General features: G+C 65.1%; 15 protein-coding genes. 5 read left to right on the top strand and 10 right to left on the bottom strand.

Features of this window, described 5'->3' with window-relative positions:
• Positions 1–125: 125 nt before the first annotated feature.
• The 7 genes from soxA to AC1DGP_RS32315 all read right to left on the bottom strand — a co-directional run bounded on the left by soxA (position 126) and on the right by AC1DGP_RS32315 (position 5,177).
• Positions 126–884, bottom strand: a complete 759-nt coding sequence (gene soxA / locus AC1DGP_RS32345) for a sulfur oxidation c-type cytochrome SoxA (RefSeq protein WP_441505708.1) — start codon at positions 882–884, stop codon at positions 126–128.
• 9 nt (positions 885–893) lie between these two features.
• The gene (locus AC1DGP_RS32340; RefSeq protein WP_069878835.1) at positions 894–1,217 is read right to left on the bottom strand and encodes a thiosulfate oxidation carrier complex protein SoxZ; all 324 of its coding nucleotides are present in this window, start codon (positions 1,215–1,217) and stop codon (positions 894–896) included.
• 13 nt (positions 1,218–1,230) lie between these two features.
• Positions 1,231–1,725 carry a thiosulfate oxidation carrier protein SoxY gene (locus tag AC1DGP_RS32335; RefSeq protein WP_441505709.1) on the bottom strand — a complete coding sequence of 165 codons (495 nt, stop codon included), beginning with the start codon at positions 1,723–1,725 and terminating at the stop codon, positions 1,231–1,233.
• On the bottom strand, positions 1,688–2,137 hold the full coding sequence (gene soxX / locus AC1DGP_RS32330; protein ID WP_441505710.1) for a sulfur oxidation c-type cytochrome SoxX: 450 nt from the start codon (positions 2,135–2,137) through the stop codon (positions 1,688–1,690). The genes AC1DGP_RS32335 and soxX overlap by 38 nt, the downstream gene beginning before the upstream one ends.
• 10 nt (positions 2,138–2,147) lie before the next feature.
• Positions 2,148–4,340, bottom strand: a complete 2,193-nt coding sequence (locus AC1DGP_RS32325; RefSeq protein ID WP_441505711.1) for a xanthine dehydrogenase family protein molybdopterin-binding subunit — start codon at positions 4,338–4,340, stop codon at positions 2,148–2,150.
• Positions 4,341–4,464: 124 nt separating this feature from the next.
• Positions 4,465–4,932, bottom strand: a complete 468-nt coding sequence (locus AC1DGP_RS32320) for a (2Fe-2S)-binding protein (protein WP_441505712.1) — start codon at positions 4,930–4,932, stop codon at positions 4,465–4,467.
• A 95-nt stretch (positions 4,933–5,027) separates the two neighbouring features.
• Positions 5,028–5,177, bottom strand: a complete 150-nt coding sequence (locus AC1DGP_RS32315; protein ID WP_441505713.1) for a hypothetical protein — start codon at positions 5,175–5,177, stop codon at positions 5,028–5,030.
• 222 nt (positions 5,178–5,399) lie between these two features.
• Between AC1DGP_RS32315 and AC1DGP_RS32310 the strand changes: the two genes are divergently transcribed.
• Together AC1DGP_RS32310 and AC1DGP_RS32305 are read left to right on the top strand one after the other, a co-directional pair.
• Positions 5,400–8,018: a DUF3772 domain-containing protein gene (locus AC1DGP_RS32310; protein ID WP_441505714.1), complete on the top strand. Its 2,619-nt coding sequence runs from the start codon at positions 5,400–5,402 to the stop codon at positions 8,016–8,018.
• Between the two features lie 4 nt (positions 8,019–8,022).
• The gene (locus AC1DGP_RS32305; RefSeq protein ID WP_441492521.1) at positions 8,023–8,550 is read left to right on the top strand and encodes a CAP domain-containing protein; all 528 of its coding nucleotides are present in this window, start codon (positions 8,023–8,025) and stop codon (positions 8,548–8,550) included.
• Between the two features lie 31 nt (positions 8,551–8,581).
• On the opposite strand, the gene AC1DGP_RS32300 is transcribed toward AC1DGP_RS32305, so the two are convergent.
• Positions 8,582–9,406, bottom strand: a complete 825-nt coding sequence (locus tag AC1DGP_RS32300) for an OmpA/MotB family protein (protein ID WP_441492520.1) — start codon at positions 9,404–9,406, stop codon at positions 8,582–8,584.
• Between the two features lie 14 nt (positions 9,407–9,420).
• A complete protein-coding gene (locus AC1DGP_RS32295; protein WP_441505715.1) occupies positions 9,421–10,191 on the bottom strand; it encodes a motility protein A in 771 nt (256 codons plus the stop codon).
• Between the two features lie 141 nt (positions 10,192–10,332).
• Here AC1DGP_RS32295 and AC1DGP_RS32290 point away from each other — a divergent pair, with 141 nt between their 5' ends.
• Positions 10,333–12,150, top strand: a complete 1,818-nt coding sequence (locus AC1DGP_RS32290; RefSeq protein ID WP_441492518.1) for a glucan ABC transporter ATP-binding protein/ permease — start codon at positions 10,333–10,335, stop codon at positions 12,148–12,150.
• A gap of 174 nt (positions 12,151–12,324) precedes the next feature.
• On the opposite strand, the gene AC1DGP_RS32285 is transcribed toward AC1DGP_RS32290, so the two are convergent.
• Positions 12,325–12,720, bottom strand: a complete 396-nt coding sequence (locus AC1DGP_RS32285; protein WP_441505716.1) for a hypothetical protein — start codon at positions 12,718–12,720, stop codon at positions 12,325–12,327.
• Between the two features lie 142 nt (positions 12,721–12,862).
• Here AC1DGP_RS32285 and AC1DGP_RS32280 point away from each other — a divergent pair, with 142 nt between their 5' ends.
• Both AC1DGP_RS32280 and AC1DGP_RS32275 read left to right on the top strand, forming a co-directional pair.
• Positions 12,863–13,189 carry a DUF1330 domain-containing protein gene (locus AC1DGP_RS32280; protein ID WP_441505717.1) on the top strand — a complete coding sequence of 109 codons (327 nt, stop codon included), beginning with the start codon at positions 12,863–12,865 and terminating at the stop codon, positions 13,187–13,189.
• A 142-nt stretch (positions 13,190–13,331) separates the two neighbouring features.
• Positions 13,332–14,540 carry a calcium:cation antiporter gene (locus tag AC1DGP_RS32275; RefSeq protein ID WP_476833072.1) on the top strand — a complete coding sequence of 403 codons (1,209 nt, stop codon included), beginning with the start codon at positions 13,332–13,334 and terminating at the stop codon, positions 14,538–14,540.
• Positions 14,541–14,564: the final 24 nt, after the last annotated feature.

Below are 14,564 nucleotides of genomic sequence, written 5' to 3'. Positions count from 1 at the left end.
GGTTCCCGGTCGGTCCGCCAAGAGCTAAAGCATCGGCCCGAAAAGTGGATTGCGGTTTTCGGGAAAGCCGATGCAATCACAGATGGTTAGATCATCGGACCGGATACGATATCCGGTCCGATGATCTAACGCCGCATGGCCGGCGTCTCGATCGGCAGGCCGCGCGCACGCCCGGCAAGATAGAGCTCGAGCGCCAGATATTCCGGCGCGCCGTAGTCGAACTGCGTCGCCCGGACGCCGAGCGAGCAGGCGCGCAAGCGCCGATGCAGCGAACCGACGCCGTCCCATTCCAGCCGATAGGCCGGATAGCCGGTCCCCGCGCCATGGCTGATCGTGTCGCCGCGCAACTTCTGGCCAACCAGCCCGTCATGGCATTGCTTGCAGGAGAGGTTGAGCTGCCCCTGGCGGCGCTCGAAGAAGGCCCTGCCCGCGTCGTAGAAAGGTTGTGCCGGACCGCGGGTCTCGACGTCCATCGGCAAGCCCCGCGACAACGAAGCGACATAGGCCGTCAGCGCCAGAAGCTCACCGCTCTCATAGCCGAAGGCCGGCTGCTTCTGCCGCTCCACGCGGCACTGTTCGATGCGCCCCTCGAGATTCAGGAGCTGCCCGGTGCCGGCATCCACCCGCGGATAATGCGTCGCCGCGCCACGCAGGCTCCTCTCCGGCTCGGCATGGCACTGGCTGCAGGCCTGGCTGGCCCCCGGCTTGCGACTGAAAAGTTCCTGACCCTGCTCGACCCAGAACCAGGCCGGGTTTCGCGTCGGATCATCCTGCTGCCGGCGCAGATCGGGCGACAGGAAGGCGCTCCCCGAGGTGATCTCTTCGCCGCCCGCGGCTGTGCCGAGCGTCGCGATCAGGAGTCCCAAGGCCAGCTTCAACCACATCGCCCGGGCTCACGTCACCGTCAGCCTGGCCGTCCGGGTGAAGACCGCTCCGCCGTCCTCGCGCCATTCGAAGACGATGTCGCCCGTCTCGACCGCGCGCGTCGTGAAGGAGACGAAGGGATTGGCCGAGACCCCCGTATACATGTCGAGCCGGAAGATCGGTTCCCCGGAATAGGTCGCCGTCAGCCGGTTCAGGATTTTCCGCGGAACGGTGCCTCCCTTGCCGTCGGATTGGCCGCCGCGATCCATCGGATGCCGCGTCAGAACGCGGATCTCGATGATCTCGCCGGCGCGAGCTTCCGTCGGCATGCTGATGCGGGCGTTGAATGCCATCGGAGATCTCTCCTCATCCGCCGTCGATGCAGGCGCTCAACGTCACGACGACATCGGCATCGCTCATGAGATAGCCCCCCGTGCTGAGCGCAGCGACGACGGTAACCTTCTGCGAGGTCGCCAGCCGCAAAGTGGTCGCGACCTCGGCGCGGCCGGAGCGGGGGCCAAGATGAAACCGCGCCATGTCCGGGAACGGGTTCTTCTCGGCGATAAGATGAATCCAGCGGACATGGTCCGCCTCCGTCATCGGGCTCTCGACCACGATACTCGTATCGACCGAATTGCCGTTCTCGACGAGCGCCGGAATCTCCAGCGTGATCCTGCCGCGCTCCGGCACCGCGCCATCGGTCAGCCGCGCGATCAGCTCCGGCAGCGCCGGCTGCGTCGCAGCCATCGCCACCTTCGGCAGGCTGGCAAGGCCGATCCCGGCCGCAGCACCGACGACGATGTCACGCCGGCTCGGGGCGGACTCAGAATGTCTTGAGAGTGGCGAGATAGGCAACGACATCCTCGATCTCCTGCTCCGACAGAGCCGGCTTGCCACGATAGACCGGGCCGACATCGTGCAAGCCCTCGGTCCGGTAATAGGGCGGCATCACCGTCTCCGGATTGAGCCGCGATGAATCGACCAGCCTCAGCCTGATCTGCCCGGCGTCGAGCCGGGCCCCGATGCCGGCCAGTGGCGGTCCTATCGCACCCTGGAACGGCTCTGCCGGATCCGCCCCCTGATGACAGATCAGGCAATTGCCGCGCTCCCGGTCGCGCAGGATGGCCTGCCCTCGCGCCACATCGCCGACACGCGCGCCGAGAGCCTTTGGAATCGCGTCCCCGACGACGGCGTAGGGCTCCAGCGCCGCGCCCGGCCGGGAGGAAGCCAGTCCTCCGAGCAGGAGGGCTGTGGCGAAGCCGAGGCGCGTCACACGCCGGGTCCTAGGCCTTCCGCAGATCCATGTTCTTCAGCGGGACCGAGCGCACACGCTTGCCGATCGCCGCGAAGATCGCGTTGAACACCGCCGGGGCGGCAACCGCGATCGTCGGTTCGCCGACGCCACCCCAGAAACCGCCGGACGGAACGATCACCGTCTCGACCACCGGCATCTCATCCAGGCGCAGCACGGTGTAGGTGTCGAAATTCTCCTCGACCATGCGCCCGTCCTTGACCGTGCACTCGCCATAGAGCGCCGCCGAAAGGCCATAGACGAAGGAGCCCTCGACCTGGCGCTCGATCTGGGCCGGGTTGACGGCGTGGCCCGGGTCGGTCGCCGCGACGATACGGTGAATCTTCAGCTTGCCCTCTGCGCTGACCGAAACCTCCGCGACCGCCGCGACATAGGAGCCAAAACCCATGGTCTGGCAGATGCCGCGATAGACCCCGGCCGGCAGGGTCTTGCCCCATTCCGCCTTCTCGGCGACCGCATTGAGAACTGCCAGATGCTTGGGATGGTTCTTCATCAGCGCCCGGCGGAATTCGAGCGGGTCCTTGCCCGCCGCATGGGCGAGCTCGTCCATGAAGCATTCGAGATAGATCGTGTTCTGGTTCAGGTTCACGCCGCGCCAGAAGCCGGGCGGCACATGCGGATTGCGCATCGCATGGTCGATCAGCAGATTCGGGATGCCATATCCGATCGAAGCCTCCGGCCCCGGGGGATTGAGGCCCTGGAAGACGGCGGGGTCACGCCCGTTCTGGATGTTCTGCGGGAAGATGCCGGCAACGATCGACTGGCCGGAAATGCGCATGTGCAGCCCGGTCAGATTGCCATCCTTGTCGAGCCCGCCGGTCAGTTTGCACTGCGTCACCGGGTGGTAGCGGCCATGCAGCATGTCCTCCTCGCGCGACCAGACCAGCTTGATCGGCGTGCCGGGAATCTGCTTGGCGATGGCAACCACTTGCCTGACCCAGTCATGCACCGCGCCGCGCCGGCCAAACCCGCCGCCAAGATCGATCTTGTAGGCCTCGCATTTGGCGATCGGCAGTCCCGAGGCTTCGGACGCCGCAGCCAGTGCCGCCTCCCCGTTCTGGGTCGGGGTCCAGACCTCGCAGCGCTCCGGCGTGTAGCGCGCCGTCGCGTTCATCGGCTCCATCGTGGCGTGGTTCTGGAAGGGGTAGGAATAGACCGACTCGACGACACGCGCCGCCTTGGCGATCGCAGCCTTCGCGTCTCCGACCTGGTTACCGATGACGGCTTCGGGCGCATCGAGACCTTCCTTGAGCCAAGCAGCGATGCTCTCGCTCGAGACCTTGGCATTCTCGCCATTGTCCCACTCGATCGGCAGCGCATCGAGTGCCGTCTTCGCCTGCCACCAGGTCTCGGCGACGACGGCGACGGCCGTCTCGCCCACCGGCACGACATGCGTCACACCCGGCATGGCCTTGACCTTGGCAGCGTCGAAACTCTTCACCTTGCCGCCGAAGACCGGGCAGTCCTTGATTGCGGCATTGAGCATGCCGGGCATCTTCAGATCGATGCCGTAGATCTTGGCGCCATTGGTCTTGTCGACCGTGTCGAGCCGCTTCAGCGGCTTGCCGGCAATCGTCCAGTCCTTCGGATCCTTGAGCGGAACATCCTTGGGAGCCTCGAGCTTCGACGCCGCCTCGGCGACCTGCCCATATCGCAGCGAGCGGCCGGAAGCCTTGTGCGTGATGATGCTCTTCTCGGCGGAGCACTCCGCCGCCGGCACGCTCCACTGGTTCGCGGCAGCCCGGATCAGCATCATTCGCGCCGCCGCGCCGCCCTTGCGGACATACTCATGCGATTCCCGGATGCCACGGCTGCCACCCGTCGAAAAATTGCCCCAGACGCGGTTGCGCGCGACGTTCTGGCCCGGCGTCGGATATTCGGTCGTCACCCTGGCCCAGTCGCAGTTCAGTTCCTCGGCGACGAGCTGGGCGAGCCCCGTCAGCGTCCCCTGCCCCATTTCGGAGCGGGCGATGCGGATCACCACCTTGTCGTCGGGATGGACCACCACCCACGCATTGATTTCCTTGACGGCCCCCTGCGCCATCGCCTCGCCAGCGAACGGTATGGCAAAGCCGAAGGTGAAGGCCCCGGCCGCCGCAGCGGAGCCGGCGAGCATGGTGCGGCGGGACAGGGTCGCAGATGTGTCAGCCGAGGCAGAAATCATATCGTTCTCCAGATTCCGTTAGGGAAGCAGGGGAGCAAGGGCACCTGGCCCGTCGCGCTCGACCCTACCCAGGCGAAACGTGAAACATGCGGACCGACGCTCAGCCGGGCCGACGCGAAGAGGCTTAGCCCCGGCCGAGCGTGCCGCTGGCCGCCACATCCAGGATTGCCGCCTTGACCCGCGTATAGGTGCCGCAACGGCAGATATTGGTCATTTCATTGGCGATATCGGCGTCGCTCGGCTTGGGATTGGCCTGGAGGAGCGCAGCAGCGGCCATGATCATACCGCTCTGGCAGTAGCCGCATTGCGGAACATCATGAGCGATCCAGGCTTTCTGCACCGGATGCGATCCATCCGGCGAAAGCCCTTCGATGGTGACGATCTTCTGTTCCGCCGAAACGGCACTCACGGGGAGAGCGCAGGAGCGCGCCGCGACCCCGTCGATATGCACGGTACAGGCACCGCATTGCGCGACGCCGCAGCCATATTTCGTTCCGGTCAGGCCGATCTTTTCGCGTATCACCCAAAGCAGCGGCGTGTCGCCATCGACCGCCACATCCACCACTTTGCCGTTTATGCTCAGCTTCGCCACCGCAACCTCCCGGTTCGATTTCAGAAGAGTGGCGAGAGAGCCAGCGCGCCTCGCCAGGAGTCCACCGTGCCAACGGGCACGCGGACAGATTGTATTTAGATGAGATTGAAATCCAGAAAGCGACCTTGAGCCAATGCCAAAAGTGCGAGCGCCGCGCCCGTATCCCAGACGCTCCGCTCCGGGATGACCTGTACGATCCCAGCAGGATCGACCCAAAAATGCGCAATCAGCCCCCTGATCGCCATGATCACGTCCTGATTATCGACGATCAGGGCAATCCTCGCATTTCGCTGACTGCTCCATTTCTCACATCAATGTGATGAATCAGGCGCCAGTTCGGCATTCCCAGCAACAAGGTGCCGTCCTTGCCCCATCCGACGCATTTTCCGATCTCGCCTTGCCTTACGCAGCTGGAGAGGGCGAGGTGCGGCATCGCGTCGAATCAGCCTGAACGAGCCAGGATCGCCATGACGGCCCGCGCCATACGAGAGGTTTCCATCGCCACGGCGTGGCGCGCCGCACTGGCAGCGCTTGGGCTTCTGGCCATAGCCCTGATCTTTGCCGCACAGAGCTGGGCCCAGGCTCCCGATCCGGCCCCGGCCAGGACGCGTCTCGACGCAGCGCGTGCCGAACTCGCCCAGATCGAGACCCTCTTCGCCAATCCGAATGCGACCGATGCCGAGCTGCAGCGCCACCGGCTCAGGCTGCAGCCTCTGCTCGAACAGCTCCGCCATATCACCGAGGAACAGGCTCCGAAGACCGAGCAGGCCAAGTTGCGCATCGAGCAGCTTGGCCCGAAGCCCGACGCAAAGGCGCCGGCCGAATCCGCCGAAGTCGTCCGAGAGCGCGAAACGCGAGAGAAGGCGTTTGCCGACGCTGACGAGACTTTGAAGATCTCGCGCTCGGCCCTTCTCCAGGCAGAACAGCTTCTGGCCAGCATCGGCGACCGGCGCCGCGACCTCTTCGCCAAGGCCTTGTTCGCGCCGGGGCCCGCCATCGTCAACCCGGAGCTCTGGGGCGCAGCACTGTCGACCTCGCCGGAGGACATGCGCGCGTCCGGCCTGATCTTCGGGGACTGGCTCTCCGTCGTCGTCGAAGCATCCAGCACGGCCCGCGGAGCGCTTGTCGCTGTCGCCCTCCTCGGCGCGATCCTGCTCTACGTCGCCCGTGCACGCTACCTGCCGCGCTTTGCGGAACGGCTCGATCCAACAGGCGATACCAACAGCTTGCGCTGCCTTCACGTCGCGCTCGCCCATATCGTGGCCGGTGCGGCCCCACCGGCGCTCGCAAGCTGGTTGATCTACGCCGCGCTCAAAACTGCGGGCCTCCTGCCGCCACGCATCCAGCCGGTCATCTGGGCGATCGTCGTCGGGCTCGCGATCTTCGCTTTCGTCCAGGCATTGGCCGACGCGCTGTTTGCTCCCAACAAGCCGCAGCGGCGCCTTGTCAGCGTCATGGACTCGACGGCCCGGACCGTGGTCTGGATCGCGGCGTCGCTCGCGCTCGTTGTATCGACCGGCAAGGTGCTCGAGGCCTGGCTCCAGGCCATCGCCGCCAGCCTGGCATCGTCGATTGTCGTCCGCGGCGTGGTTGTGCTCGTCTTCGCGGCGGTCCTGATCGCCGGGCTTTACCAGCTTCGCGACGACAAGGAAGTCGAGGAGGAGGCCTGTCTCGGCCCCTATGTGGCAGTCGATGGCGCCTCGCTCGGGCCGATCCGCATCTTCGGCTGGATCGTCGGCCTCGTCATCGCATTGGCTGCATTGACGGGCTATGTCGTCTTCGCCTCCTTCCTGACCGAGCAGGTGCTCTGGCTCGGCATTCTCGCCTGCCTGTTCGTCCTTGCCTACCAGCTGCTCGATCTCGGCATCAGCGAGCTCTTGACCGGCAACGGACATTTCGCGCTGACCCTGAAGGCCGGCGTCGGCATCCGGGGCTCGGCGCTGCAGAAGATCGCCGTCATCGTCACCGGGCTGCTCAAGCTCGTGCTGATCGTGGTGACGTTGATGCTCGCGCTGGCCCCCTGGGGCCTGGAATCGGTCGATTTCCTGACATCGCTGCGCGCCGCCTTCTTCGGTTTCCAGGTCGGCGGCGTCACGATCTCGCTGTCCTCGATCATCGTCTCCGGGTTGCTCTTCGCGCTCGCCCTGACGGCGACACGCGGCGCCCAGGGCTGGCTTGAAGGCAAGTTCCTGCCGACGACGCAGCTCGATACCGGTTTGCGCAACTCGATCATCACCGCCGCCGGCTATCTCGGCTATGCCGCAGCCGTCGCGCTCTCCGTCTCTGCGCTGGGTCTCAGCCTCGAACGCCTGACCCTCGTCGCCAGCGCCCTCTCCGTCGGTATCGGTTTTGGCCTGCAGTCCGTGGTCTCGAATTTCGTCTCGGGGCTGATCCTGCTGTGGGAGCGCCCGATCCGGGTCGGCGATCAGGTCGTGGTCGGCGACGCGGAAGGCATCGTCAAGCGCATCAATGTCCGCTCGACCGAGATCGCGACCTTCGATCGCTCGACCGTGATCGTGCCGAACTCCAACCTCGTCTCGGGTGTGGTCAGGAACCGGGTGCGCGCCGATCGCACCGGCCGCTCGCTGATCTCGATCACCGTGCCCAGGAGTTTGGACGCGTCCGACGTGCGCACGATGCTCGCCGAGGCCGCCCACTCCCATGGCGACGTGTTACAGAAGCCGCCGCCAACCGTGCAGTTCAAGAAGATCGGCACCTCGACGATGGATTTCGACCTGATCTGCGTCGTCGCGGATGTCGACATCGTCGGCCGCGTCACCAGCGATCTCAACTTCGCCATTCACAAGCGCCTGACCGAAATGGAAGGGCCGGCAGCCGGCGCAGAGCTGCTCGTCAAGGGCCTCGACGGAATCGAACAATCGCTCGGAGACATCGCCGCCGCCGTCGGGCGCGAAACAAAGCCTTCGCATCGCAAGAAAGCCGTAACCACCGCGCGCGCATCAAGGCCCCGCCTCCTCAACGGTGAGACGGGGGAGGAGGAGGAGCCGGAGGAGCAGGTGCGGCGCGAAACCACGCACGCGCCCGAGCCGGCCAAGGATGCGTCCAAGGACGACAGCAAGGAATGATGCGATGCCCAAGCCTTTCCGTGCAGCCGCCGTGGCGCACCGAACCGTGACCTGCCCCGCCCTCGTCGCCGGTGCGCTCGCCGTCTTCGGCATTGCCGGCTGCACCGAGCCTGCCCGGACCAGCCAGCCCGCTTTCTACCGCGATCTCGGCTCGCCCTCGGCCCGGGTCGATGCAAATGAGGCGCGCGCCATGATCTCGGCCTACCGGATGAACCACGGGCTCGGCACGCTGAAACTTGATCCGGCCCTGGTCGAGGCTGCCGAGCAGGAGGCCGGCGCCATGGCCGCGGCCGACAAGCCAGTCCAGGCCGAAGCCGTCAAGGCGCGGCTGGCGCGGGCCGGCCAGCCGGGAGCGGAAGCCAATCTGTCCGCCGGCTATCGGCGGTTGGCCGAAGCTTTCTCGGGCTGGCGCGACTCGCCGCAGCACGACCGTGTCATGAAGACGCCGGGCGCCACCCGCATGGGCATTGCCACCGCCTATGCGCCGGGCTCGAAATATCAGGTCTACTGGGCACTGATCCTCGCCCCCTGAGGCAAGGCTGACGCGCTGAGACGAAGCTGCCTCAGGGTTTCGCGCCGAAGGGCAGCGGCGGTGCATCCGCCTTGAGGACGATCCCGACACGGCGGTTATAGGCGAGATAAGGATTGTCCTTGATCAGCGGCTCGGTGTCGCCCTTGCCGGTGACGGAGGCGAAGCGGTCATCCGGGACACCCGTATTGCTGAGGATCTCGCGGACCGCCGCGGCACGCGCCACGGAGAGCTCCCAGGGATTGCCTTCCGGGGCCGCTCCGGGACGTGGCGCCGCCGTATGGCCCGTGATCGCGATCTTGTTGGACATCCGCCGCAGCGTCGGGGCGACGGCCGCGAGCAGCTTGCGCATGCGCTCGTTCGGCTGCGCCGAGCCCTCGGCAAACATCGCCCGCCCATCCTGATCGACGAGCTGGATATCGATGCCCGCCTCGGAAACCTCCACCAGGATGTTACGCGAGAGCTCGGCGATCTCCGGCATCTCGCGCAGGGCCTGCCGGAGCGAGGCGGCCGCGAGCGCAAAGCCACGGTCATGCGTCGCCGAGACCAGGCCGTCTTCCTTCTGCTGGTTGTGGTTGGGCGCTGTCGTGTCGGACGCATCGCTGAGCGGCCGGATATAGGCGTTCTTGATATGGGTCTTGGTCGGGATGCCGTCGACCTCGACGATGCCGGCGAGCCGCATGTCGGTCTGTGTGCCGAAAGCCTCGCGCATCGAGCCCGCGACGATCTGGAGCTTGTTCTTGTCCTGGCTCGAATAGGCCGCGACCATGACGAAGAACGCCATCAGCAGCGCCATCAGATCGGCGAAGGTCACGAACCAGCCGTGACCGCCATGGCCGCCGCGATTTTTCTTCGCCATCGCTCAGGTTTCCGTCAGGCCGCTTGGGCCATCTCGGCCCGATGATGGTCGGGGAGATAGGCGAGCAGCATTTCGCGCACCAGCGTCGCGCTCTTGGCATCGCGCATCTGCAGGACGCCGTCGATGATCAGCGTGCGCGAGATCTCTTCTTCCTCGAGCTTGATATGCAGCTTGTCGGCGATTGGCAGCGTGAACATGTTCGCGACCATCGCTCCATAGAGCGTCGCGAGCAGCGCCGTCGCCATGGCGGGGCCAAGCTTGGACGGGTCGCTCATATTGGCGAACATCGTCACCATGCCGAGAATCGTGCCGATCATGCCCCAGGCCGGGGCGCAGTCGCCGATGGCGCGATAGACCTTCGAACCCTCGTCGAGCCGCTGCAGGAAGTTGTCGCGGTCACGCTCCATCGTGTCGCGGATGAACTCCTTGTCATAGCCGTCGGCGATGTAGCGCAGGCCCTGGGCCAGGAACGGATCGGAGACCTCGACGTTTTCCAGCGCGACAGGGCCGCTCTTGCGGGCGATCTCGGCGACGCGCGTGATCTCGTCGATCAACTCGCGCGGATGGATCGAGCGCATCGTGAAGGCGAAACGGAAGCCCATCGGAATGCCATGGGCAATCACGGTGAACGGGAAGCGCAGCATGGTCGCGGCCGAGGCACCACCGAAGATGATGATCGCGGCGTGCTTATCCCAATAGGCGGCGAAATTGCCACCATCGATCATGATCAGCGAAATGATTGTCGCGATACCGCCCAGAATGCCGACGCCGGTTGCGATATCCATTTAAGCCATCCTGATCCACGCAGATCCAGCACCCGCGCAGCGCCCTGTCTTGGCAGTCTGGTAACCATAGCGGGAGCGGTTTGAACGAAGCGTTAAGCTTGAGCACTTGCTCAGGCCCGCGGCTCGGATAATGCTCCGCGGATGTCCTTGTTTGCGCTCTATGCCCGCGTCCTCGGCGAACTCGGCCCCGAAAAGCGGCTGGGGCTGATCCTTGCGCTCGCCAATATCCTGCTGGCGGCCGCAGCCTTCGCCGAGCCGATTCTGTTCGGCACGCTGATCGACAGGTTGACCAGCATCCAGAGCTCCGGCCAGCGACCAAACTGGAGCGACATCAATGTCCTGATCGCGGCTTGGGTCGGCTTCGGGCTCTTCAATATCGGAGCCAGCGTTTTCGTCGCCCTCCATGCCGACCGGCTGGCCCATCGCCGCCGCCTCGCCGTGATGGCCGACTATTTCGAGCATGCCCTGACCCTGCCGCTGGCCTACCACACCCAGACTCATTCCGGCCGGGTGCTCAAGGTGATGCTGGAAGGCACCAGCGGCATGTGGGCGCTATGGCTCTCCTTCTTCCGCGAACACTGCGCCAGCTTCGTCGCGCTCTTCATCCTGCTGCCCTTCACCCTCTGGAAGAACTGGCAGCTCGGGCTGCTGCTGATCAGCCTCGTCGTGCTCTTTGGCACGCTGACGGCCTTCGTGCTGCGCAAGACCGAAAAGCTCCAGAGCAATGTCGAAGGTTACCACTCCAACCTTGCCGAACGCGCCTCGGACGCGCTCGGCAATGTCCCGGTGATCCAGAGCTTCACCCGCATCGAAGCGGAGGTACGCGGCCTGCGCTCCACCATCGCCAGCCTGCTGGAGGCGCAGCTTCCGGTGCTGTCCTGGTGGGCGATCGCGACGGTGGCAACCCGCGCCTCGGCAACGCTCACCGTGCTGGCGATCTTCGTCGTCGGCACCTGGCTCCTGATGATGGGGCAGACAACCGTCGGTGAAATCGTCACCTTCATGGGCTTCGCCACCATGCTGGTCGGCCGGCTTGAGCAGATCGTCTCCTTCGTGAACTTCATCTTCATGCAGGCGCCGAAGATGCGCGAATTCTTCGGGGTGCTCGACACCATGCCGGCCGTGCGCGATCTCCCGGGCGCGCCCGATGTCGGCCGCCTCGAGGGCCGCATCACCTTCGATGACGTTTCGTTCTCCTATGACGGCAAGCGCGCGGCGGTCGCCGACGTGTCCTTCGCCGTCGAGCCCGGCGAGACCATCGCCATTGTCGGCTCGACCGGCTCCGGCAAGTCGACCACGCTCGGCCTGCTGCACCGCGCCTTCGATCCGCAATCCGGCCGTATCCTCGCCGATGGCAGTGATATTCGGGACATCTCGCTGCTCAGCCTGCGCCGCAATATCGGCGTCGTCTTTCAGGAGCCGATGCTCTTCGCTCGCTCGATCCGCGAGAATCTCACCGTCGGCAAGCCCGACGCGACCGATGCCGAGATGCTTGAGGCGCTCGACCGGGCCCAGGCGACCGAAGTCATGGCGCGCCAGACCGACGGGCTCGACACCCTGGTTGGCGAACGCGGCCGCACGCTGTCTGGCGGCGAGCGCCAGCGCCTTTCGATCGCGCGCGCGCTCCTCAAGAACCCACCGATCCTGATTCTCGACGAAGCCACCTCCGCGCTCGACGCTGCCACGGAAGTGAAGCTCCAGAAGGCGCTCGACGAGGTGATGAAGGGCCGCACGACTTTCGTCATTGCGCACCGCCTGGCCACCATCCGCAACGCCAACCGGATTCTCGTTTTCGAGCAGGGCCGCGTCATCGAGATGGGCTCCTTCGACGAACTCGTCGCCAGGGGCGGACGCTTCGCCGCGCTCGCGCGGGCGCAGTATCTCGTCACCGACAAGCCGGTCGCGATGCTGGCAGAGGACGCGGTCAGCCCGCTCGCCCAGAAGCTCGCCGCCGATTGACCGCGTGCTGCACCGGACGGCCTTGGATCATCGGCTGTGCCGAAAACCGCAATCCATTGTTCGAGCCGATGCCTTAGATCATCGGACCGGATATCGTATCCAGTCCGATGATCTAACCCTTTGTCTTTGCATCGGCTTTTCCGAAAACCGCAATCCACTTTTCGGGCCGATGCCTTAGCGCGGCCTCTCCTTGTCCGGTTCGTGATGCAGACAGGGATCGAGCTTCACATGGTTGGGTCCGACCCGTTCGAAGCTGCCGCTGGCCACGACCCGGTCGCCGAGCTTGCTGCCATTCTCGGCATAGGTGACGCACAGAACCTGCGGATCCGGCGCATGACAGAGCGCGAGATAGACCAGCGCCCCGTCGGAGCGGACCATGGTCAACTCTCCCTCGACTTGGATGGTCGTGAGTTCGCCCTCCTTCCCTTCGAGCCCCCGCAGCGCCTGCCGCAGTTCGGAACAGGCCGCGCGCAAGCTCGGCTCGGGCTGCGCCCTGCCCTGATCCGCCGCGATCAGGGCCGTAACGAGGGCGGCGCCGCAGAGCAGCGAACGAAGGAGACGCTTGGTCATGCCCCAGCTGTCGCGCGGGTTTGCGGCGGGATTGCGAACGGGTTGCCGCGATAACCCTGGAGGTAATCGACTTCATTCCATCTGCAGGCGAAGGTCGCGACATCGGCAGACCAGCCCGGCTGACAACGAAGGGGATTTCACGATGAAGACCTACGCCATGGCCCACCTCACCCACGTCGCTCTGGGACCTGAGATCATTGGCTATCTCGAAGGTATCGATGCGACGCTGGCACCGTTCCAGGGGCGCTTCATCATCCATGGCGATCCGCCGGAGCTGCTGGAGGGCAGCTGGTCGGGCGACCTGATCGTGATCGAGTTCCCGAACCGTGCGGCCGCGAAGGCCTGGTACGAATCAGAGGCCTATCAGGCTATCCTGCCCTTGCGCATGCGCAATTCGTCCGGCGCGGTCTTTTTCATCGATGGTGTTTCGTCCGACCATCTGGCGACGGATGTGCTACGCCGACAGTGAATACTTGCGAATGAGGCGCGGCGGAGCCAACGATCCTCCGAGGCCGCGCGTATATCCCTCGGTCCATCGCCCGGCGTCCTCGCCGGGCGATGTCTCGTTTGTCGTCCGCCCGCCACAAGGATGGGGTCTGTCTTTGACCAGCATGATCATCCGCCTCATCTGCGCCTGGGCCTCGGTCCTTGCTTATCTGTTCTTCGGCAAGACGATTCTCGGGCAGCTTGGCTCCCCCGTCCTGTCCATGCTGATCTTTGCCTGGTTGCTCGGCATCATCGCCTGGTCGGCGATCGGCGTCGTGCATGAGGCGGAGGAACTGGCGCACAGGCTGGGCGAACCCTATGGCACGCTGATCCTGACGCTCTCGATCGTCATCATCGAGGTGGCGCTGATCGGGGCCGTGATGCTCGGGGCAACCGGGGCGCCGACACTTGGCCGCGACACGATGTTCGCCGTGCTGATGATCGTGCTCAACGGCGTCGTCGGCATCGGGCTGATCTTCGGCGGCCTGCGCCATTTCCAGCAGAGCTACAATCTGCAAGGTGCCACCGCCTATCTGGTCGTGATCATCCCGCTGACGGTCATCGCGCTGGTTCTGCCGAATTTCACCACCTCGACCAGCGACGGCACGCTGACCAACGTGCAGGCCATCTGCTTCTCGCTGTTCACCCTGGCGCTCTACGCGGCCTTCCTGATCCTGCAGACCGGCCGCCACAGCGATTTCTTCATCGAGCCTGACATGCCGGCACGCACCGGCGAAGCGCAGCCTCAGGTCGAAGGCGTCGGGCACGCCGCGTCCGGGAGCATCCTGCCCAATATCGGGCTGCTCCTGGCCAATATCCTGCCGATCGTCATCCTGGCGAAGAGCCTGGCGGCCGTGCTCGATTTCGGCATCGCCAAGCTCGACGCCCCCCCGGCGCTCGGCGGCATCCTGATCGCGATGGTCGTCTTCACGCCGGAATGCATTACGGCCCTGCGCGCGATCAATGCCAACCAGCTCCAGCGCGCGATCAATCTGTGCCTGGGTGCGGCAGCCTCGACGCTTGGCCTGACGGTGCCTGCCGTGCTGGGCATCGGCCTTCTCACCGGCCAGCCGGTCACGCTCGGCCTGTCGGCCACCAATATGGTCATCCTGGCGATGACGCTGATGCTGAGCACGCTGACTTTCACCGGCTCACGCACGACGATGCTGGAAGGCGCCGTGCATCTCTGCGTCTTCTTCGTCTTCCTGGTGCTAGAGCAGGTTCATGGTTTTCCGATTCTGCCGGGATTCCCAAGCGCCGCGAACAGTGCGATTCCTTCCTTGTCTGACGCGGGAGGCCGGGATGGCACGGGCTTACAGCCAGGATTTGCGTGAGCGAGTGATTGCGGCGACYGAGGC

It is taken from the genome of Allobosea sp. 05T433 (genome assembly GCF_056396065.1).
Note: the sequence above shows the minus strand (reverse complement) of the source record. Positions and strands in the feature narration are given on the sequence as shown.